This window comes from Citrobacter sp. MGH103 (genome assembly GCF_001034475.2).
Taxonomy (GTDB): Bacteria; Pseudomonadota; Gammaproteobacteria; order Enterobacterales; family Enterobacteriaceae; genus Citrobacter; species Citrobacter freundii.
Window position 1 is genome coordinate 899061 of record NZ_CP073043.1, and the last position, 21936, is coordinate 920996.

Sequence of the window (21936 nt, forward strand, 5' to 3'; positions counted from 1 at the left end):
ACATGTCTGAACAACACGTACAGGGCGCTGACGCGGTAGCCGACCTTAACAATGAACTGAAAACGCGCCGTGAGAAGCTGGCGAGCCTGCGTGAGCAGGGGATCCCGTTCCCGAACGATTTCCGTCGCGATCATACCTCAGACCAACTGCATGCTGACTTCGACGCGAAAGAAAACGAAGAGCTGGAAGCGCTGAACATTGAGGTATCCGTTGCTGGCCGTATGATGACCCGTCGTATTATGGGTAAAGCATCATTCGTTACGCTGCAGGACGTTGGCGGCCGTATTCAGCTGTACGTTGCTCGCGATGACCTGCCGGAAGGCGTCTACAACGAGCAGTTCAAAAAATGGGATCTGGGCGATATCCTCGGCGCGAAAGGTAAGTTGTTCAAGACCAAGACCGGTGAGCTGTCTATCCACTGCACCGAACTGCGTCTGCTGACCAAAGCGCTGCGCCCGCTGCCGGACAAATTCCACGGTCTGCAGGATCAGGAAGCACGCTATCGTCAACGTTACCTGGATCTCATCTCTAACGATGAATCCCGCAATACCTTTAAAGTGCGTTCACAGATTATGGCTGGCATCCGTCAGTTCATGGTTGCTCGCGGCTTTATGGAAGTCGAAACCCCGATGATGCAGGTGATCCCAGGCGGTGCGGCAGCGCGTCCGTTTATCACCCATCATAACGCGCTGGATCTGGACATGTACCTGCGTATCGCGCCGGAACTTTACCTCAAGCGTCTGGTGGTTGGCGGCTTCGAACGCGTATTCGAAATTAACCGTAACTTCCGTAACGAAGGCATCTCTGTTCGCCATAACCCAGAGTTCACCATGATGGAACTCTACATGGCTTATGCGGACTACAAAGATCTCATCGAACTGACTGAATCTCTGTTCCGTACGTTGGCGCAGAACGTTCTGGGAACGACTGAAGTGCCTTACGGTGAAGAAGTCTTCGACTTCGGTAAGCCGTTTGAAAAACTGACCATGCGCGAAGCGATTCAGAAATACCGTCCGGAAACCAACATGGCCGATCTGGATAACTTCGACTCTGCAAAAGCGATTGCTGAATCTATCGGCATCAAAGTTGAGAAGAGCTGGGGTCTGGGCCGTATTGTGACCGAGATCTTTGAAGAAGTTGCAGAAGCGCACCTGATTCAACCAACCTTCATTACCGAGTATCCGGCAGAAGTTTCTCCGCTGGCGCGTCGTAATGACGAAAACCCGGAAATCACCGATCGCTTCGAATTCTTCATCGGCGGACGTGAGATCGGTAACGGCTTCAGCGAGCTGAACGATGCCGAAGATCAGGCGCAGCGTTTCCAGGATCAGGTTAACGCCAAAGATGCGGGTGATGACGAAGCGATGTTCTACGACGAAGACTACGTTACCGCTCTGGAACACGGTCTGCCGCCGACTGCGGGTCTGGGCATTGGTATCGACCGTATGGTTATGCTGTTCACCAACAGCCACACCATCCGTGACGTGATCCTGTTCCCGGCGATGCGCCCAGTTAAGTAAGATGTGAAATGCCGGATGGCGGCTGACGCCTTATCCGGCCTACGATTCGTAATGTAGGCCAGATAAACGTAGCGCCATCAGGCAATAATTTGTTGGCAGTAATTCTGCAACAGCGCACGCGCTTCTTTGTTTGCAACCTGCATTACCATCCACGGGCTGAAAGCCCACGGCGTCGCGTCAATCCCGCTTAAGACATCCTCAAGATTGCTCCACTGGCAATCCATCACTTCATCTGGGTTTAGCTGTAGCTCACTGACGATATGTGCGGCATAAACCGGACATACTTCGTTTTCAACTATTCCACTCGGGTCCGTGGCGCGATAACGAAAATCAGCGTATACGGGGGTGAGCAAGTTGATATCTGCACCCAGTTCGAAGCGAGCCCGGCGGACAATAGCGACTTCGTTGGTTTCACCCAACTGCGGGTGACCGCAGACAGAGTTGGTCCAGACACCTGGCCAGGCTTTTTTGTGCAGCGAGCGGCGGGTGACCAGCAGTTGGCCCTGCTCGTTAAATATCCAGCACGAGAAAGCGGAGTGCAGGGGGGTTGTGGCGGTATGCGCCGCATACTTTTCCAGCGTTCCGCAGGGTTGGTCCTGCTCATTCAATAAAATGACATGTTCCTGTCGCATAGCGTCCACCATCAATCTTAAGCACTCACATTATATGCTTAATTAAGTCAGAGTGATTAACAGAGGGTGTGAAATGCCAGAGCTGCCGGTTCGTTGCGCGATATGATTTGGCATCCGGTTTCTGGCTGCTATGATAAAGCGTCTGAAAATGTTGCGAGGTATTGTTTTGAGTGCAGGACGCCTGAAGAAAAATGGCCTGGGTATCGTGATGCTGCTGTGTGTCGGTCTGCTGTTAGCGGGCTGTTCCGGGAGCAAGTCGTCTGATACAGGAAGTTATTCCGGCTCCGTGTATACCGTGAAGCGGGGAGATACGCTATACCGTATTTCGCGCGCCACCGGTACCAGCGTGAAAGAGATCGCTCGCCTGAATAATATTTCACCGCCCTATACCATTGAAGTTGGGCAAAAGCTGAAGGTCAGCGGCGGCGCGAAAACCAGTTCTGGATCTGGCAAAACAACCAAGAAATCCTCAACCAAAACGGCGGCGGTCAGACCATCTTCTTCTGTGCCGCAGTCGTCCTGGCCACCAGTAGGGCAACGTTGCTGGCAGTGGCCTGCCAGCGGTAAGGTGGTCCTGCCTTATTCTACGGCGGACGGCGGCAATAAGGGCATTGATATCTCGGCTGCGCGCGGTACGCCTATTTATGCGGCCGGAGCAGGGAAGGTGGTTTATGTCGGTAATCAGCTGCGGGGCTACGGTAATCTCATCATGATTAAGCACAGTGAGGACTACATCACTGCGTATGCGCATAATGACACCATGCTGGTGAACAACGGTCAAAACGTGAAGGCAGGGCAGAAGATAGCGACGATGGGCAGCTCGGATGCGACGACGGTGCGCCTGCATTTCCAAATCCGCTACCGGGCAACGGCTATCGATCCGCTGCGTTATTTACCGCCGCAGGGGAGTAAGCCAAAATGCTGACGGTGAATTAATCGCCAGTCAGTCGGTTAGTCCCTTGCCAAGAAGAGCGTAAGGTTTATAATCCCTTACGCACTTCAATGCGGGCGTAGTTCAATGGTAGAACGAGAGCTTCCCAAGCTCTATACGAGGGTTCGATTCCCTTCGCCCGCTCCATGACACTTCTTAAAGTATCTCAACTTACTGAATCCTAAGGGATATGGCTTAAAGCCTTCCGATAGTTTTACTCACTGTAACCAACACTGTGACTAACTTTGTTGAAGTAGTGAGCAGACCTAAGGTCTCAGTACATGCTCAACTCAAGAACCTACCTTTATCAGCGTAACGGTGTCTTTTACATCCGTCTTAGGATGAAGACCACTGGTCGCCTGACCGCTTCGCTTCCTTCTCATAACCGTTATAAACTAGCGTCAGTATCACTACGGACTAAGGACAGACGAACCGCTATGGCTCACTCTCGACACATCAAGTCAGCACTTAAAGCAATCCACGCAGACAACCCTAACGCTTCTTATGAGGAGCTACGGGAGCACCTGAAGACCATTGTCGAGTGGGAACTTAGTGTCAGCCGTGATGACCTGAACGACCCGGAGTCCTACCAGCTTTACGTTGACCAGTACGACGACATTAAGTCCAACCTTCGGGAAGCTGTAGCGACTGAGCGTCTGACTGTAGACCAGCACCGCTATATTAATGACGTTATCGGTGTACTTAAAGCCTGTCAGGATAGACTCAAAGGCGATAGTTCCGGCCTTTTGTCTTACCTTGAGCCTGCGACCAGCAGTCTAAGACCGTCCGTTCCCCTATCTGTATCATCGGAGCCTGAAGTCCCTGAGCCTAAAGCCCTGACCCTCGCGTCTCTCATTGAGCAGTACGAGCAGGAGAACGCCCAGAACTGGAAGCCTGCGACCCTAAGCGAGAACCGAGCGTCACACTCTGAATCGCCACGGGTTTAACAGACACCTCAGAGTCATTTAAGATGGCTTAAAGAGAGGTGCCCATGAGCGGTAAGCGTTATCCCGAAGAGTTTAAAACTGAAGCAGTCAAACAGGTTGTTGATCGCGGTTATTCTGTTGCCAGCGTGGCAACACGTCTCGATATCACCACCCACAGCCTTTACGCCTGGATAAAGAAGTACGGTCCGGATTCTTCCACTAATAAAGAACAGTCAGATGCTCAGGCCGAGATCCGTCGTCTCCAGAAAGAGCTGAAGCGGGTTACCGACGAACGGGACATATTAAAAAAAGCCGCGGCGTACTTCGCAAAGCTGTCCGACTGAGGTACGCCTTTATCCGTGACAACACCTGTTGCTGGCCTGTTCGCCTGCTCTGTCGGGTGCTGGATGTTCATCCCAGTGGTTTTTACGCCTGGCTTCAGCAGCCGCATTCTCAACGCCATCAGGCAGACCTGAGACTGACAGGACAGATTAAACAGTTCTGGCTGGAATCGGGATGCGTCTATGGTTATCGCAAAATCCATCTGGATCTGCGGGACAGCGGGCAACAGTGCGGAGTGAACAGAGTCTGGCGACTGATGAAACGTGTCGGGATAAAGGCTCAGGTCGGATACCGGAGCCCGCGGGCACGTAAAGGCGAGGCCAGTATCGTGTCGCCCAACAGGCTCCAGCGACAGTTCAATCCGGATGCTCCTGATGAGCGTTGGGTAACAGACATAACCTACATCAGGACCCACGAAGGCTGGCTGTATCTTGCTGTGGTTGTTGATCTGTTCTCACGCAAAATTATCGGCTGGTCCATGCAATCCCGGATGACAAAGGACATTGTCCTGAACGCACTGCTGATGGCTGTATGGCGGCGTAATCCCCAAAAACAGGTGCTGGTTCATTCGGATCAGGGCAGTCAGTACACAAGCCATGAGTGGCAGTCTTTCCTGAAATCACACGGCCTGGAGGGCAGCATGAGCCGTCGCGGTAACTGCCATGATAATGCGGTTGCAGAAAGCTTTTTCCAGTTGTTGAAACGCGAACGGATAAAGAAAAAGATCTACGGAACGCGGGAAGAAGCCCGCAGTGATATTTTTGATTACATCGAAATGTTTTATAACAGTAAGCGTCGGCATGGTTCTAGCGATCAGATGTCACCGACAGAATATGAAAACCAGTATTATCAACGGCTCGGAAGTGTCTAGATTATCTGTGGCGATTCAGTAGCAATACCGTGTCGAGCCATAGTCCATGTTTGAAGCCAATGTTTTTCAGTGTGCCGATTTCCGTAAATCCGGCCTGCTGATGGACTTTTAACGATCCCTGATTATTGCTGTCGCCGACGATGGCAATCAGTTGCCGATAGCCCTGTGCTTCAGCCCAGCCGATCACATGACGCAGTAAAGCTTTTCCTACACCCTGACGCTGAGCCGTTGGAGCAATATAAATCGAATCCTCAAGGGTATAGCGGTAGGCATAACGCTCGCGATAGCGGGTGAGGTAGCAATACCCGATGACCTTATCTTCCTGTAGCGCGACGACCCACGGCAGCCCGAGGCTGCGGATTTTTTCCAGACGAGCAAACATCTGGTGAGCATCCGGCGGCTCGGTTTCAAAGCTACCGGTACCGTGAAGAACATGATGTGCATAGATATCGCGTATGGCGGGGATGTGCTTTTCTTCTGCGTTAACGATTTTCATTGACCGGCTCCCATTGGCGTCTTTGCCCAGATTACCTGAAAGACTGAGGGGAAGGTAAGTGCAAAAAATTATGCTTCGATCAGTTGCTTGCAATGCTAATAGGCTTTCATATTGTAAGGGGAAATAATTGATTGTGGTTGATGTTGTCAATAATACGCAAGGTTGGTAAATACATTAACGCGTAGAGTAATACACAATTATTTGTGCACGTCTTCGAGCGTGTATCCAAATACCAATTATGGTAGGTTTCGAAAAATGATGAAGAAAGTTATTTGATTTCAATGTGTTGTTTCTGTATCTAATTCTTCTTGCGCCTGTACCATTATTTTCATTTCATTGGCCCTGTTTGAGCCCTAAAAATTAAGTTATATTTTGTTGTTAGCAGAGAGCCTATTATCAGACTTTTCTCTATTCATCTCTCAAAATAGTTACCATGCAAACAGTTGCGCGGTGTAGCTATGCTAACCAGCAATAGTAAGCATCGTCACATGATGTCACCGGGCAAACTTTGATTAAATCCAGAATTCAATCCCAAGAGTATTAGGATTATTTAGTCTAAAATACTTTTTTGACTAAGACTTTTCTTATTCCGTAGCCACGAACTACATGGAGTGATAAAATTCCCGAGTTTATGCCTCCTGCTCAACGATTAGGGGACGCGGTGCGGGTAGTCAATAAGACGAAAGAATTAATTGCTTTATAACCCTATTACGAAATAAGCGGCAGTGCATCTTACATGGTCGGCAATCGTCAGGGATTGACCTTAACTTATTGAAAACGCTTATTTTTACTCTGATGTAAGATATAAGGGCAGATATGTTCAGTATGCGTCGACATGCCAACTTCATTAAACGTTTTAAGTCTGTAAGCTGTTTATTTACGGCCAGCATTCTTTTCCCTATGCAAATCTCTGCTGCGGTATCAGATTATGATGCTTTGGTTATTGAAGCGCGGGGGGGGAATAGTGCGCCGCTATTGCGCTACCTTGAGGATCAGGGAAAGAAAAGTGCGCTAACGCCAAATCAGGTTGCCGACTGGCTGCAAGTTTCCAGTTGGGTTGAGAACAACGATAAAACAACAATTGAAATCTGGCAGCGGTATCGTGGGCAGATGGATGTACCTGCACGGGGAAAAGTCGCCGCAGCGCGTGCGTATCGTAACCAGAAAAACTGGAATGATTCATTGGCGGTGTGGGAAAGTGTTTTACAGCAAGAACCTGATAACGTGGATGTACGCACCGGCTGGATAATGACGCTGGCAGATGCGCGCTACAATCAGCAAGCCCTTACCGAAGCGAATAAATGGGCTCAGGCACATCCGGGCGCAGATTCCGACGCATTGCTTGCCTATGTATATCATTCTCAGGGGAAAAATTGGGATGCACTGTTGGTTGCCAGCCAGGCGGATGACGTCGATCCTGGCAACAAAAATGCAAAATCCACGCTGTTGTCTGCGCTGTCAGCGAACCGTGTTTCCGGACCAGCCTTAAATATGGCGGAAGTCGTACCCACGGCAGATCCTGTGAAGCGTCGCCTTGAGCTTGATGCGGCGGCTGAAATGGTCCGATCCTCTTATACGTCCGCACGTAATGAAGAAGAACGTTTTATCGTAGCAGATAAAGCGCTGGCCCGTTATGACCAGTTGTTGGCGGCCTGGAAAGATGAGCCGTCTGCGCAGAATGATGTCCGCCGGGCGAGAATAGACCGTATGGGTGCCCTGTTGGTGCGTAAGCGTACTGCCGAAGTGATCGAGGAATATGAGTCCCTTTCCGCAAGCGGCGAAGTACCAAACTACGCAAAACGTTGGGTGGCATCAGCATGGTTAAGCGAGCGTCAGCCGGAAAAAACCGAAGCGATGTTGGCGAGCATCTACTACCCAAATGGGCCTATCCCGGTGACGCCGCTCAGTCCAGAGGATCAACAAGATCTGTTCTATGCACACATTGATAATGAAAACTTCGATGCTGCCAAAAAACAAGTCGATGATTTGATCAAAGAGAGTCCGTATCTGCGGCGTATCTATGGCTCGCCAACGCCGCAGCCTAACGATAACTGGCTGCTCGGACAGTCGCTGCTGACGCAATATCATATCGCTGCCAATGAACTGCCACAGGCAGAAAAGCTCGCAGAGCATCTGGCACGAACAGGCTCCGGTAACCAGGGACTGCGCATTTCCTATGCCTCTGTGCTTGAAGCGCGTGGATTGCCGCATGCGGCGGAGAAAGAGCTTAAGCTGGCGGAAGTGATTGAGCCAAGCAACCTGGACCTGGAGCGTCAGCAGGCTTACGTTGCGCTGGATCTCCAGGAATGGAAGCAGGCCGATGAACTGACGGATGACGTTATTGCCCGTAGCCCGGATGATGAAGCGACGCTGCGCCTCGCGCGTATTCGTGATGTCCACAAAATGTCGGAAGTGCGCATTAGCGGCACGCAGGGGATCTCGTCCGATAGCCCGGTCAGCGGTAAGAATGACTTCAACATCAACACGGCTATTTACAGTCCGCCGATTAATGACAACTGGCGACTGTTTACTGGATTCAACTTCGCTACCGGTGAATTTGAGGAAGGGAAGGGCATCAGCCGCGATCTGGCGGCGGGTGCAGAATGGACTTCCCGTGATTACTGGGCGGAAATGGAAGTGTCTGGCCGAAATTATGGCGATGGTCAGAAGATTGGGGGGCGTCTATCCGGCTGGCATGACTTCAATGACAACTGGCGCGTAGGCGGTTCGGCCGAGCGCTTGTCGCGTAATACGCCATTGCGCGCGCTGCGTAGCGGTGTGTATGCCAACGGCGGCGATATGTTCGTTCGCTGGTATCAAAACGAACGACGTGAATATCAACTGTCGTTTGCTGCATCACATTTCTCAGACGGTAACGATCGCATCGAATACGGACTCAGCGGAAAAGAGCGCATCTGGACCACGCCTCGCTTCACGCTGGACTTTACGCCGGGCATTGGCGGGAGCACCAACACCAAAGAGAATGTGCCGTATTACAACCCAAAGAGTGATTTTTCGGTTGTCCCTGGCCTGAGCGCTGAGCAGGTTCTTTACCGCCACTATGATACCGTCTGGACGCAGCAAGGTCTGGCAGGCGTAGGTGGCTACTGGCAGCAAGGTGAAGATGCAGGCGCTATCGTCCAGGTAGGATACGGACAACGGCTTAAATGGAACAACGTCGTAGATGGCGGGGTGATGCTGATTTGGGATAAACGCCCCTATGACGGTAAACGTGAGCGGAATATCTCCCTCGCTTTCGATTTAAATGTCAGGTTTTAAGGATTGTTCATGCTGAAAAGATGCCTGTGGCTTAGCGCATTAATCGCTGGCTGGTTGATGATTACCGCGTGCAGCAGCGCGCACAATACAACGCCTCGCTATGTTCCTCCTGGGGAGAGAACACCGCTGACGGCGGATCATCAGTGGCCGAAAAATAGTTTCCTGGTACTGGGCTATCACGATGTTGAAGATGGTGCTGCCGACCAGCGTTACCTCTCTGTGCGTACCAGCGCGTTGAGCGACCAAATGGCCTGGCTGCGTGATAATGGCTATCAGCCGATCAGCGTGCAGCAAATTCTGGATGCCCATGACGGTAAAATTGTACTGCCGGAAAAAGCGGTATTACTCACCTTTGATGACGGGTATAGCAGTTTTTATACCCGCGTCTGGCCATTGCTGAAAGCCTACAACTGGCCTGCGCTCTGGGCGCCAGTAGGCAGTTGGGTTGATGCGCCAGCCAACAAAAAAGTCGATTTTGGCGGTTTAATGACAGCGCGAGATAAATTCGCCACCTGGAAAATGGTCGAAGAAATGGGGAAATCGCCGTTGGTGGAAGTCGGTGCGCACACCTGGAACTCGCACTTTGGCGCTGAGGCCAATCCGCAGGGGAGTAAAGAGCCAGCTGTAGCGAACCGCCTGTATGATAAGAAAACCGGCACTTACGAAACGGACGAACAGTACACGCGACGTATAAACACGGATATTTCTCTGATCACTAACAAGATCAAATCGGTGACCGGGAAATCGCCGCGCGCGTGGGTATGGCCGTACGGCGCAGCCAACGGCACGACGTTAAACCTGGCCAAAGAGCATGGCTATAAGATGGCCTTTACGCTTAATGAAGGGTTGGCGAATGCCGCGTTTCTCGATGATATTCCGCGCGTGCTGATCTCTGATAACCCATCCCTTAAGCGCTTTGCCAGTCAGGTCGCTCAGGTCCGTGAGCCACAGACGATGCGCGTGATGCATGTCGATCTGGATTACGTGTATGACAAGGACCCTGCTCAGCAGAAGCGAAATATCGATAAGCTGATCCAGCGCGTTTATGACATGCGTATTTCTCATGTCTTCCTGCAGGCGTATGCCGACCCTAAAGGTGACGGGAATATTCGTGAGGTCTATTTCCCCAACCGCTGGCTGCCGATGCGTGCCGATCTCTTTAACTATATCTCCTGGCAATTACAAACGCGGGCAGGGGTGACGGTATATGCCTGGATGCCGGTTCTGGCTTTCGATCTCGACGCGTCTATTCCACGCGTAACCGCATGGGATCCGAAAACGGGACGTACTGCTATCAATCACGAGAATTATGTCCGCCTTTCACCCTGGAGCAGCGAAGCGCGTCAGCGCATCACTGAAATCTACGAAGACCTGGCGAAGCACGCCAGTTTCAAAGGTATTTTGTTTCATGACGATGCTTTCCTGACGGACTTTGAAGATGCGTCACCGGAGGCGTTAGCCGCCTACCGTGCCGCAGGGCTTCCGGGCAGTATCGAGCAAATACGTAATAATCCTCAGGCGTTCGAGCGCTGGACGCGCCTGAAAAGTAAGATGCTGATCGACTTCACCAAACAGCTGACCCAGTCTGTGCGTAATATTCGCGGTCCACAGGTGCAAACTGCGCGCAATATTTACGCCATGCCGGTACTGGAGCCTGAAAGTGAAGCCTGGTTTGCACAAAACCTGAATGATTTCCTCAATACCTATGACTGGACGGCGCCGATGGCGATGCCATTCATGGAACAGATCCCGGCCAATGATGCCAACGCATGGCTTGACCGACTGGTGAATGCCGTTGCACAAAACCCTGGGGCGCTGGATAAAACCGTGTTTGAACTGCAGGCACGAGACTGGCGTAAATCCGGGGATCAGGCTGAAATCAGCGGAAAACAAATAGCCGAATGGATGCGCCAGCTGAAATTAAGCGGTGCAGGTAACTACGGCTATTACCCGGATGATTTCATCAGCGACAAACCTGAGATGTCAGAGATTCGCTCGACGTTCTCCTCATACTGGTATCCGCAAAAATGACCGATCGCATTATTGCTTTCCTGATACTTTGCCTGATGTTCAGCCTGCCGTTTGGCGTGGCTGTCATCTTTACAGGTGAAGTGATGTTGAACTTCGTCTTCTTCTGGCCTTTGTTCATGTCTGCTTTGTGGATAAGCGGCGGAGTCTATTTCTGGTTTTACCGTGAACGTCACTGGAAATGGGGAGATGACACGCCACCACCGACCCTGCCGGGGAATCCACTGGTTTCCATTCTGATCCCCTGTTTTAACGAAGGGATCAACGCGCGTGAAACCATTGAGGCCGCACTGGCACAGCGATATAAGAATATCGAAGTGATTGCCATCAACGATGGTTCAACGGATGACACTCACGACGTGCTGGAACAACTGGCAGTGGAATACCCCAGCCTGCGGGTGATTCATCTGGCTGAAAACCAGGGCAAAGCGCTGGCGCTCAAGACCGGTGCGGCCGCGGCGCGCAGCGATTACCTGGTGTGCATTGATGGCGATGCGTTACTGGATCGTGATGCCGTTGCCTATATTGTGGCTCCGCTGATCCAGTTCCCGCGCGTTGGTGCGGTGACGGGGAACCCGCGTATTCGAACCCGCTCTACGTTAATCGGCCGTGTGCAGGTCGGTGAGTTCTCTTCCATTATCGGCTTAATTAAGCGTACTCAACGAGTCTATGGGCAGATCTTTACCGTTTCAGGCGTAGTTGCGGCGTTTCGTCGTCGCGCGCTGGCCGAGGTCGGTTACTGGAGCCCGGACATGATCACTGAAGATATCGATATCAGTTGGAAGCTGCAATTGCGCCACTGGTCGGTATTCTTTGAGCCGCGCGCACTGTGTTGGATCCTGATGCCTGAAACGTTAAAAGGGCTGTGGAAGCAGCGTTTGCGCTGGGCGCAGGGTGGTGCAGAGGTGTTTATCGTTAACATGCGTCGTCTGTGGTCGTGGGAGTTCCGTCGCATGTGGCCGCTGTTTCTTGAGTTTTGTTTTTCTACCGCCTGGTCGTTTGCCTATGCGATCAGTATCGTGCTGTTCCTGTTAGGGCTGATGATCCCGATGCCGGACTCGCTGTATGTGCAGCATCTGTTCCCGCCAGCCTTTACCGGACTTATCCTCGGCGTGGTGTGCTTGCTGCAGTTTGCGGTGAGCCTGATGATTGAACGACGTTATGAAAAAGGCATTGGCGCCTCGTTGTTCTGGATTATCTGGTTCCCGGTGGTGTACTGGATGCTAAGCCTGTTCACCACGCTGGTCGCGTTCCCGAAAGTGATGCTCAAACGCAAACGCGGCAGAGCGCGTTGGGTGAGTCCTGACCGTGGAATTGGGAGGATCGAATCGTGAATCAGCCACTGATCTTTACGGAGCGGCGTCTGCTGCCTCGCATTATCGATGTGTTGTTGACGCTCATCGCCTGGGTTGGTTTCTTATACCTGATCTATAAAGGGTTGATCACGGCCCTGGCGCATTCACCGTATATGGGGGTGCGACCCTTTTTCACCACGCTGGATACGGTCACGTTTTATATCCTTGTCGCCCTGGTCAACGGCCTGGTGCTAATTGGCTGGGCGAAGTACAACCAGTTTCGTTTTCGGGTGGAACGACGCAGTCGCAGACCCGGGCTGGAAGACCATGAGCTGGCAGAAAGTTTGCGTATTACCCGGGAGCTGGTTACGGAACTGAACAAGGCGAGGGTGCTGACGGTCCACCATCATGAGAATGGCGAAATCAGTCATATCGATGTGGACAGGGATATTGCCGATAACCGCCTCCCGCCGCCAACGCCTGCGATGCTGGAGTATTTGCCACCAGAGCAGCAGCCGTCGTTGCAGAACAGGCCCGAGTGATATTTCTGCTTTCAGCAGCTTCCTTCAGCCTCGCATAGGTCTATGATTAGACCCAGACAATAAAAAAATGTGAGGCAATGTCGTGGATAAGGAACTACTGGATGCAGGTTACCGGGCCTATACCGGCGAGAAGATTGACGTCTATTTCAACACGGCGATATGTCAGCATTCGGGCAATTGCGTGCGGGGAAGCGCGAAACTGTTTAACCTGAAACGTAAACCGTGGATCATTCCGGATGAAGTGGATGTCGAGACGGTCATCAAGGTCATCGATACCTGTCCGAGCGGTGCGCTGAAATATCGCCAGAAATGAGTGAGGGGACCATGGAAATTCTTGCAGGCCACAACAAGTTTTATGTCAATGATGCTGAGGGCAACCAGGTTGCCGAGATAGTATTTGTGCCGACGGGCGAGCATCTGAGCATCATTGAACATACCGATGTCGACCCCAGCCTGAAAGGTCAGGGCGTCGGCAAACAGCTGGTGGCGAAAGTGGTAGAGAAGATGCGCGCTGAAAACCGCAAAGTTATTCCGCTGTGCCCGTTTGCCAAACATGAATTTGATAAAACCCGCGAGTACGACGATATCCGCGCCTGATCATCTTATGTGTACCGGAAGGTATAACAGCCATCCGGTTCATCACTCCCGATGCAGCAGATCCTGATAAATCCCCGTCAGTATCCCTTGTGGCCCAAACTCTTTTTTAATCCACTGAGTTACACGACCGGTTGCCGAATGCTGGGTGGCCAACAGCATTCGTGAATCCTGACGCGGGTTGTGGATCTGCCGCGTCACCAGCAACGACTTTTCCATCGCCTCGCGCACCATGTAGTCCGGCAGAAAACCGATGCCTTCACCCAGGAGCTGGCACTGGCACTTGGTATTAAAATCGGGAACCAGAATCGACTCCTGTCCGTGTAACAGCCAGCCGACCTTCTTGTTGATGGTGTGTGCGGTGTCTTCCACCATGATGTTCGGGTACAGGCGTAACTGGCTCTCAGAAATGGGTTCCGGCATAAAGGCGAGGGGATGATCCGGGGCAATCGCAAACGACCAACGGATCGCGCCGATCTCGGTGTAATCAATTCCGCCGCCGTCCAGTAACGTATCGGGTGCGCCAATGGCGATATTAGCCAGGTTGTTGATGATCGAATCCCAGACGCCGTTATACACCTCGGTGGTGACGGTTATCTGGCAGGTTGGAAACTGTTTCTTGAGTACCTGCAGCAGCCGCGCTGTATGTTGAGGGGTATACAACAGCTGGTTAATGCAGATGCGTACCCGGGCTTCAATGCCCTGAGCGATGGTATCAATGCTGCGCTTGATGGCGTGGAAATCGTTGAGCAGGTCGGTCGCCTTGCGAAACAGGTAGCGCCCGGACTCGGTCAGTTCAATGCTGCGAGTACTGCGGGTAAACAGCACCACGTCGAGACCCATTTCCATGCGCTTAATGGTGTAACTAATTGCCGATGTGGTTAAGCCAAGCTCTTCAGCCGCCTTGCTAAAGCTGCTGTAGCGGGCAGCCATCGTAAACGCCAGTAGGTTTTCCTCGGTAAATATTGAATTCATCTTTCTCCCCTCCGGCGACAATGCGCATCCGCAACACGATGATTGTTGAATGTATTTGTAATCCTTATACAGAGCAATCAGTTTTGAACAAAATTTAACACTAGTTTTACATTTGATTTGAAGGCAATCACACTTCTGTATTTTAATTGCAGGCCGCTATCCGTGCAGCATACCGCCTGATTCACCGGACTACTGATTAGTGGCTAAAAGGGCCCCAGCCATAAGGGAAAGATTGCACTACAGCACGTTTTGTTCTCATTGTTAAAATTGATTCAATAATCGATGCGCTAACGATGAATGAAATTTAAGCGGATGTTATTCTCTGCACTCTGTTGCTATTCTCAGGTTATCGGATATTTAAAAAGTCTAAAAAACTGCAGGAGAGCGATTATGTCAGAGAAAGAACTCATTACTGAATTTCTGCTGGCGGCAGAACAGGGCAATGCCGATGGATTAAAATCCTGTCTGGCAAAAAATTTGGATATTAATGCCACTAACCGCCAGGGGCGTACTGCCATTATTATTGCCAGCCTGAATAAACATTATGACTGTGTTTCTTTATTGATTGCTGAGGGTGCCGATATTAATAAACAAGATCAAACTTGTTTTAACCCCTTCCTGATTAGCTGCCTGACGAATGATTTAACGCTGTTGCGTACGGTATTACCGGCTAACCCAGACCTTAATTGTCTGAGCCGTTTTGGCGGAGTCGGTATTACGCCAGCCAGCGAAAAAGGCCATGTCGAGATCGTGCGTGAGCTGCTGCTGCGTACCGATATCAATGTCAACCATACTAATTTTGTTGGCTGGACGCCGCTCCTGGAAGCCATCGTACTTAATGACGGTGGCGCGAAGCAGCAGGAGATCGTTAAGCTGCTGCTCGACCATGGCGCAAATCCGCACATGACGGATAAATACGGTAAAACCCCGCTGGAACTGGCGCGAGAGAAAGGGTACCACGAAATTGCCGAGCTGCTGATTGCGGCCGGAGCCTGACACAGGAGCGCCATTATCGCTACGCCATCACGGCGATGCGTACGGGCGCTAACCGCAGACAGCGCGTTTCTCACTTTCCGGGGAACGGGACGGGTTGAACAGGTTTTTTCCCACGCGGTAAACCTGTTGATACCTGAACAGCAGCGGCTGCTGACGTTACTGAGTGAAGATTGTGATAACGCACCTAACAGCTGTCGGCTGGCGCTGACGCATTGTGAAGACCTGTTTCACTCCGGTGAGCTGGTCAATTTTAGCGGGTCGGGAATAGTTGTTGGCAATGATAAATGGATAGAAACCGCCGGTTGCCTGCTGTGGCGAATACCACGGTGGACATCTGATGCAGCAAGTCTTGCCACAGTCGGCTGGCAGCATTGGGAAGAGGTTATCCGCCAACAGCTAAGAAGCGACGACACATTATTTCTGTATCAGGGTGACAATCCGTTTTTTCAGGAAATCACCCGTCAATTACACAACCGCCGACAAACATTACTGACGGCGTTGCGTACAGGAGAAAATATCTCTACAGCGGTCAGTCATTTAATTGGTTTGGGGATTGGTCTGACGCCCTCATCGGATGATTATTTAGTGGGCCTAAGCACTATTCTATTTATTCCCGGACATCCGTTGAGGAAATATCGTGAAGATTTTTTAGCAGCTTTACAATGTGCCGGAAATAATACGACGCTACTTAGCAAAATAACGTTAGAGGAAGCTTTTCATCAGCGTTATCGGGAAAGCGTTGGACGGCTGCTCAACCATATTATTGCTGAGCAACAACCCGTTTCTACACAATATATTACTGACATTAAAAATATTGGCTCAAGTTCTGGCTGCGACATGCTGTATGGCATGGCGGATGCCTGCGCCCTGAGCTACAGGTCCGGAGGGAATTATGTCGATCAGGATAGTTGTTAAAAAGAACACGTATTTTGATTCTGTCTCACTGATGTCTATCTCCACGCGCGCAAATAAGCTCGATGGTGTTGAGCAGGCGTTCGTGGCTATGGCGACAGAAATGAATAAGGGCGTGCTGAAGAATCTCGGCCTGCTCACGCCTGAACTGGAAGATGCGAAGAGTGGCGATCTGATGATTGTCATTAAAGGCGCGAGCGACGAAGCAAACGCGCAAACGCTGGTGGCGATTGACGATCTGTTTACGCATAAAGAGCAGGGTGGCCAGCACGAAGCGCGCTATGCCACGCTGGCCAGCGCGAAGAAGCACGTTCCCGACAGCAACCTGGCGGTGATCTCGGTCAACGGCCTGTTTGCCGCGCGTGAAGCGCGTCAGGCGCTGCAAAATAACCTCAACGTGATGTTGTTCTCTGACAACGTCTCTCTTGAAGACGAGCTGACGCTTAAGCAACTGGCGCACGAAAAAGGGCTGTTGATGATGGGGCCAGACTGCGGAACCGCCATCATTAACGGCGCGGCGCTGTGTTTTGGCAACGCAGTGCGTCGCGGCAACATCGGAATTATTGGTGCGTCCGGTACCGGTAGCCAGGAGCTGAGCGTACGCATTCACGAGTTTGGCGGCGGAATTTCCCAACTGATTGGCACCGGTGGACGCGATCTGAGTGAGAAGATTGGCGGCCTGATGATGCTTGACGCGATTGGCATGCTGGAGGCCGATCCGCAAACTGAGATCATCGCGCTTATCTCCAAACCTCCTGCGCCAGCGGTGGCGCGCAAGGTGCTGGAACGTGCGCGCGCCTGTCATAAGCCCGTGGTGGTGTGTTTCCTCGGACGTGAAGCCGCGCCTGCGGATGAAAAAGGCCTGCAGTTTGCCCGCGGTACTAAAGAGGCGGCGTTGAAAGCGGTACTGCTGACCGGCGTGAAAAAAGAGAGCCTGGATCTGCATCCGCTCAACTGGCCGCTGATTGAAGAGGTTCGCGCCCGTCTGACCCCGCAACAAAAGTACATCCGTGGCTTGTTCTGCGGTGGCACGTTGTGCGATGAGGCGATGTTTGCTGCCATGGAAAAACATGCCGAAGTTTACAGCAACATTCATCCGGACCCGGCGTTCCGCCTGCAAGATCTCAACCGCAGCGTGGCGCATACCTTCCTCGATTTCGGTGATGACGATTTTACCAACGGTAAACCGCACCCGATGATCGATCCCACCAACCGCATTAGTCGTCTGTTGCAGGAAGCGCGCGATCCTGAAGTCGGCGTGATCGTGATGGACTTCGTCCTTGGTTTTGGATCGCATGAAGATCCGGTTGGCGTGATGCTCGACGCGATCGTTGAAGCCAAAGCGATCGCCGCCGCAGACGGTCGTCCGCTTGAGATCCTCGGCTATGTGCTGGGGACCGATCTTGATACGCCGTCGCTGGAAAAACAATGTCAGATGCTGACTGATGCGGGCGTTATCTGGGCGAGCAGTAGCACCAACACCGGATTGCTGGCGCGTGAATTTATCTGTAAAGGGGAGGAAGCCTGATGAGCCAGACACTGTTTAACCAGCCACTGAACGTGATTAACGTCGGTATCGCGATGTTCAGCGATGACCTGAAAAAGCAGAACGTTCCCGTGACCCAGCTCGACTGGACGCCGCCGGGTCAGGGCAACATGCAGGTGGTTGCTGCACTGGACGAGATTGCCGATTCGCCGCTGGCAGACAAAATCGCTGCCGCTAACCAGCAGGCGCTGGAACGTATTATCCAGTCGCATCCGGTGCTGATTGGTTATGACCAGGCAATCAATGTCGTGCCGGGTATGACCCGTAACACCATCCTGCACGCCGGGCCGCCGATCCGCTGGGAAAAAATGTGCGGTGCAATGAAGGGCGCGGTCACCGGGGCGCTGGTGTTTGAAGGACTGGCGAAAGATCTGGATGAAGCTGCCGAACTGGCCGCCTCGGGTGAAATTATCTTCTCACCATGTCACGAGCATGACTGCGTTGGCTCGATGGCGGGTGTGACCTCTGCGTCGATGTTTATGCACATCGTTGAGAACAAAACCTACGGCAACCGCGCATATACCAATATGAGCGAGCAGATGGCGAAGATCCTGCGTATGGGCGCGAACGATCAGAGCGTTATTGATCGTCTGAACTGGATGCGTGATGTGCTGGGACCGATGCTGCGCGATGCCATGAAGCTGGCGGGCGAAATCGATCTGCGCCTGATGTTGGCGCAGGCGCTACACATGGGCGATGAGTGCCATAACCGTAACAACGCCGGGACGGCGCTGCTGATTCAGGCGCTGACGCCATGGATTATTCAGACCGGTTATCCGGTTGAGCAGCAGCGTGAGGTGTTCGAGTTCGTCCTCAGCAGCGATTACTTCTCCGGGCCGACCTGGATGGCGATGTGTAAAGCCGCAATGGACGCCGCCCACGGCATTGAATACAGCACCGTGGTGACGACGATGGCGCGAAACGGTGTTGAGTTCGGTCTGCGCATCAGCGGCTTACCGGGTCAGTGGTTTACCGGTCCGGCGCAGCAGGTGATTGGCCCGATGTTTGCAGGCTACAAGCCGGAAGATTCCGGACGTGATATTGGCGATAGCGCGATCACCGAAACCTACGGCATTGGCGGTTTCGCCATGGCGACGGCACCGGCCATCGTGGCACTGGTGGGTGGTACGGTCGAAGAGGCCGTTGATTTCTCGCGCCAGATGCGTGAAATCACTCTCGGCGAAAACCCCAACGTCACCATTCCGCTGCTGGGTTTTATGGGCGTACCGACTGCTATCGATATTACGCGCGTGGGCAGCACCGGCATTCTGCCAGTGATTAACACCGCCATTGCGCACAAAGATGCGGGGATCGGCATGATCGGCGCCGGAATAGTCCACCCGCCGTTCGCCTGTTTTGAAAAGGCGATCCTCAACTGGCGCGACCGCTACTGCCAATAACAACAATCGGGGCTAACGCGGTTAGCCCACAGTAGCGAAGCGAAAAACGTTGCTTACCTGCAGGGCTGGGCGATCTCCGCGATCGCAAACGATGCTTAACCTGTTAAGGATATTCCATGAACAGCATAAAACTAGAATGGAAACGTGGTGACTGGGCAGCTTACTTTGGGCTGATGACCAACAACCTGACTAACCTGCTGACAATGATGGGGCTGCTCATTTTTGTCGTCGGGATCCCTACTGAAATTGTCTATGGTCGCATTGCGCCTGCCTTTGGTCTGGCGGTGCTGGTAGCCAGCGTCTGCTACGCCTGGTTTGGCCTGCAGATGGCAAAACACACCGGGCGTAAAGACGTGACGGCGCTGCCGTCCGGACCGAGCGCACCGTCAATCTTTACCGTAACCTTCCTGGTACTGATGCCGGTTTATCAGCAAACCAAAGATGCCAACTTTGCTATCCAGATAGCCCTGGTGTGGTGCTTTGTCGAAGCGTTGATCCTGGTCGGCGGCTCCTTCCTGGGCGAGACCATCCGCAAGATGATTCCACGTACGGTACTGCTTTCTTGTCTGTCCGGCCTGGGACTGTTGCTGCTGGCGATGAACCCGATGCTGCAGGCATTCGAAGCGCCGACCGTCTCTTTCATCGTCCTGTTGCTGATCTTCATTAACTGGTTCGGTAAGAAGCCGATTTTTGCCCGCATTCCTACCGGTTTGCTGCTGCTGATTGCCGGTACGGCCCTGGCGTGGATCTCCGGTTTACAAAGCCCGGAAGCCATTAAAGCGTCGATGTCTTCCTTTGGCTTCAACCCGCCGGAAATTCATGTCGACAGCTTCTTGCAAGGTTTGCCGCATGCACTGCCGTATCTGGCTTCTGCGGTTCCTCTGGGTCTGGCGAACTACATTTTCGACCTTGAGAACATTGAAAGTGCACACGCGGCGGGGGATGAGTACAACACCCGTAAGGTGATGATGGCGAACGGCTTTGCCTCCATGCTCGGCTGCATGCTGGGCAACCCGTTCCCGGTGACCGTATATGTTGGGCATGCGGGCTGGAAAGCGATGGGCGCCAGCATCGGCTATACCCTCGCTTCAGGCATCACCATGTTCCTGGTACCGCTGTTTGGCCTGGGCGCGTTTATGCTCGCCATTATTCCGATGACTGCGATAGTGCCGATTCTGGTGTTTATCGGCGTGGTGACCGCCAACCAGGTGGTGCGAGAAACGCCCAAAGTCGAGGTTCCTGTCATCTTCATCTGCCTGTTCCCGTGGATCGCTAACTGGGCATTGACCATCGTTAACAGCGTGATGGGCGCCGCCGGAACATCTGCGGGGAAACTGGGTAGCGACTTACTGCACAGCAAAGGTGTCTATTACGACGGACTGGTGCATCTGGGAAGCGGCGCGCCGCTGGCCAGCATGCTGTGGGGCTGCGTCGCTATCTTCGCCATTATGAATAAGCCGCTGCGCGGGGCGATTGCCGCAGCCTTTGGGGCACTGTTATCGCTGTTTGGCGTGATCCACTCCCCGGCAGTTGGCTTTGCTGAGGGCAGCTCGATGATGTTTGTTGTGGCCTACCTGATGATGAGCGGCATGTTTGTCCTCAAGCATGTTCTGGATAGCCGTGAAGCGGTGACTGCGCCTGAGCAGGAACCGACGAAAACGACCTGAATCGCCTGTAAGCGGAAGATAACACTATGAAAGAACTTGTGGTCGTTGCCATTGGCGGCAACAGCATTATCAAAGATAACGCCAGCCAGTCGATTGAGCACCAGGCTGAAGCGGTGAAGGCGGTGGCGGATACGGTGCTGGAGATGTTGGCATCGGACTACAACATTGTGCTGACGCACGGTAACGGGCCGCAGGTGGGGCTGGATCTCCGACGTGCGGAAATCGCGCACGAGCGTGAAGGGTTGCCGCTTACCCCGCTGGCAAACTGCGTCGCCGATACGCAGGGGGGCATCGGCTATTTGATCCAACAGGCGCTGAACAACCGTCTGGCGCGGCGCGGCGAGCAGAAGGCAGTCACGGTAGTCACGCAGGTGGAGGTCGACAAAAACGATCCGGGCTTTGCTAATCCGACCAAGCCTATCGGGGCGTTCTTTAGCGCAGCGCAGCGCGATGAGTTGCTGCGGGTCAATCCAGGCTGGCGCTTTGTTGAGGATTCGGGACGCGGCTACCGCCGGGTTGTGGCTTCCCCTGAACCAAAACGTATTGTTGAAGCAGAGGCGATCAAAACGCTGACTCAGCAGGGGTTCGTGGTGATTGGTGCGGGTGGTGGTGGCATCCCGGTGGTGCGTAGCGATCAGGGGGATTACCAGAGCGTGGATGCGGTGATTGATAAAGATCTCTCCACGGCGTTGCTGGCACAGGAGATCCGCGCCGACATTCTGGTGATCACCACCGGCGTCGAGCAGGTCTGTATTCATTTTGGCAAACCTAACCAGCAGGCGCTGGATACGGTGGATGTCGCCACGATGACCCGTTACATGCAGGAGGGACATTTCCCGCCGGGCAGCATGTTACCCAAGATTGTTGCCAGCCTGGCGTTTCTGGAGCGTGGCGGTAAACGAGTGATCATCACCACGCCGGAATGCCTGCCCGCCGCACTGCGCGGCGAAACGGGCACCCATATTGTCCATTCCTGAGAGGAGA

At 52.8% G+C, this 21936-nt stretch carries 18 protein-coding genes, 1 tRNA gene and 1 pseudogene; 17 read left to right on the forward strand and 3 right to left on the reverse strand.

The genetic code is table 11. The features are described 5' to 3' along the window. Positions 1-2: 2 nt before the first annotated feature. The gene (lysS, locus tag SK33_RS04370; protein ID WP_003026911.1) at positions 3-1520 is read left to right on the forward strand and encodes a lysine--tRNA ligase; all 1518 of its coding nucleotides are present in this window, start codon (positions 3-5) and stop codon (positions 1518-1520) included. 77 nt (positions 1521-1597) lie between these two features. On the opposite strand, the gene idi is transcribed toward lysS, so the two are convergent. Beyond that, positions 1598-2152: an isopentenyl-diphosphate Delta-isomerase gene (idi, locus tag SK33_RS04375; RefSeq protein WP_048218550.1), complete on the reverse strand. Its 555-nt coding sequence runs from the start codon at positions 2150-2152 to the stop codon at positions 1598-1600. 166 nt (positions 2153-2318) lie between these two features. Here idi and actS point away from each other — a divergent pair, with 166 nt between their 5' ends. From actS to SK33_RS04395, 4 genes and pseudogenes are all read left to right on the forward strand, one after another. After that, positions 2319-3077 carry an amidase activator ActS gene (actS, locus tag SK33_RS04380; RefSeq protein WP_048218921.1) on the forward strand — a complete coding sequence of 253 codons (759 nt, stop codon included), beginning with the start codon at positions 2319-2321 and terminating at the stop codon, positions 3075-3077. 79 nt (positions 3078-3156) lie between these two features. Beyond that, positions 3157-3230, forward strand: a tRNA-Gly gene (locus SK33_RS04385). Positions 3231-3364: 134 nt separating this feature from the next. Further along, positions 3365-4012: pseudogene (locus SK33_RS04390) on the forward strand (integrase); the annotation flags it as partial. Positions 4013-4074: 62 nt separating this feature from the next. After that, a protein-coding gene (locus SK33_RS04395) for an IS3 family transposase (RefSeq protein ID WP_113772681.1) occupies positions 4075-5222 on the forward strand; the annotation gives its coding sequence in 2 pieces (ribosomal slippage) (positions 4075-4312 and positions 4312-5222; 1149 coding nt in all). A 1-nt stretch (position 5223) separates the two neighbouring features. Here the strand turns inward: SK33_RS04395 and SK33_RS04400 are convergent. Then, a complete protein-coding gene (locus SK33_RS04400) occupies positions 5224-5718 on the reverse strand; it encodes a GNAT family N-acetyltransferase (RefSeq protein ID WP_048218549.1) in 495 nt (164 codons plus the stop codon). An 816-nt stretch (positions 5719-6534) separates the two neighbouring features. Between SK33_RS04400 and pgaA the strand changes: the two genes are divergently transcribed. The 6 genes from pgaA to SK33_RS04430 all read left to right on the forward strand — a co-directional run bounded on the left by pgaA (position 6535) and on the right by SK33_RS04430 (position 13459). Beyond that, positions 6535-8997, forward strand: coding sequence for a poly-beta-1,6 N-acetyl-D-glucosamine export porin PgaA (gene pgaA / locus SK33_RS04405; RefSeq protein WP_048218548.1), 2463 nt, complete (start codon positions 6535-6537; stop codon positions 8995-8997). 9 nt (positions 8998-9006) lie between these two features. Next, a complete protein-coding gene (gene pgaB / locus SK33_RS04410; protein WP_003846429.1) occupies positions 9007-11028 on the forward strand; it encodes a poly-beta-1,6-N-acetyl-D-glucosamine N-deacetylase PgaB in 2022 nt (673 codons plus the stop codon). Beyond that, entirely contained in the window at positions 11025-12359 is a 1335-nt protein-coding gene (gene pgaC, locus SK33_RS04415; RefSeq protein WP_003033859.1) for a poly-beta-1,6-N-acetyl-D-glucosamine synthase, read from the forward strand. Before pgaB ends, pgaC begins: the two co-directional genes overlap by 4 nt. After that, a complete protein-coding gene (gene pgaD, locus SK33_RS04420; RefSeq protein ID WP_003033860.1) occupies positions 12356-12862 on the forward strand; it encodes a poly-beta-1,6-N-acetyl-D-glucosamine biosynthesis protein PgaD in 507 nt (168 codons plus the stop codon). The genes pgaC and pgaD overlap by 4 nt, the downstream gene beginning before the upstream one ends. Before the next feature lie 82 nt (positions 12863-12944). Continuing rightward, a complete protein-coding gene (gene yjdI / locus SK33_RS04425) occupies positions 12945-13175 on the forward strand; it encodes a 4Fe-4S mono-cluster protein YjdI (protein WP_003033864.1) in 231 nt (76 codons plus the stop codon). A gap of 11 nt (positions 13176-13186) precedes the next feature. Further along, a complete protein-coding gene (locus SK33_RS04430; protein ID WP_003033869.1) occupies positions 13187-13459 on the forward strand; it encodes a GNAT family N-acetyltransferase in 273 nt (90 codons plus the stop codon). Between the two features lie 42 nt (positions 13460-13501). On the opposite strand, the gene SK33_RS04435 is transcribed toward SK33_RS04430, so the two are convergent. After that, positions 13502-14431: a LysR substrate-binding domain-containing protein gene (locus SK33_RS04435; RefSeq protein ID WP_048218547.1), complete on the reverse strand. Its 930-nt coding sequence runs from the start codon at positions 14429-14431 to the stop codon at positions 13502-13504. A 390-nt stretch (positions 14432-14821) separates the two neighbouring features. On the opposite strand from SK33_RS04435, the gene SK33_RS04440 reads away from it, so the two are divergent. The 6 genes from SK33_RS04440 to SK33_RS04465 all read left to right on the forward strand — a co-directional run bounded on the left by SK33_RS04440 (position 14822) and on the right by SK33_RS04465 (position 21929). Beyond that, positions 14822-15427, forward strand: coding sequence for an ankyrin repeat domain-containing protein (locus SK33_RS04440; protein ID WP_048218546.1), 606 nt, complete (start codon positions 14822-14824; stop codon positions 15425-15427). Between the two features lie 126 nt (positions 15428-15553). After that, complete coding sequence (locus tag SK33_RS04445) at positions 15554-16342, forward strand: DUF2877 domain-containing protein (protein WP_048218544.1); 789 nt, start codon at positions 15554-15556, stop codon at positions 16340-16342. After that, entirely contained in the window at positions 16320-17867 is a 1548-nt protein-coding gene (gene fdrA, locus SK33_RS04450; RefSeq protein ID WP_048218543.1) for an acyl-CoA synthetase FdrA, read from the forward strand. Before SK33_RS04445 ends, fdrA begins: the two co-directional genes overlap by 23 nt. Beyond that, complete coding sequence (locus SK33_RS04455) at positions 17867-19285, forward strand: DUF1116 domain-containing protein (protein WP_003033887.1); 1419 nt, start codon at positions 17867-17869, stop codon at positions 19283-19285. The genes fdrA and SK33_RS04455 overlap by 1 nt, the downstream gene beginning before the upstream one ends. A gap of 116 nt (positions 19286-19401) precedes the next feature. Next, the gene (locus SK33_RS04460; RefSeq protein WP_003840986.1) at positions 19402-20952 is read left to right on the forward strand and encodes a hypothetical protein; all 1551 of its coding nucleotides are present in this window, start codon (positions 19402-19404) and stop codon (positions 20950-20952) included. Between the two features lie 26 nt (positions 20953-20978). Beyond that, positions 20979-21929, forward strand: coding sequence for a carbamate kinase family protein (locus SK33_RS04465; protein ID WP_046670326.1), 951 nt, complete (start codon positions 20979-20981; stop codon positions 21927-21929). Positions 21930-21936: the final 7 nt, after the last annotated feature.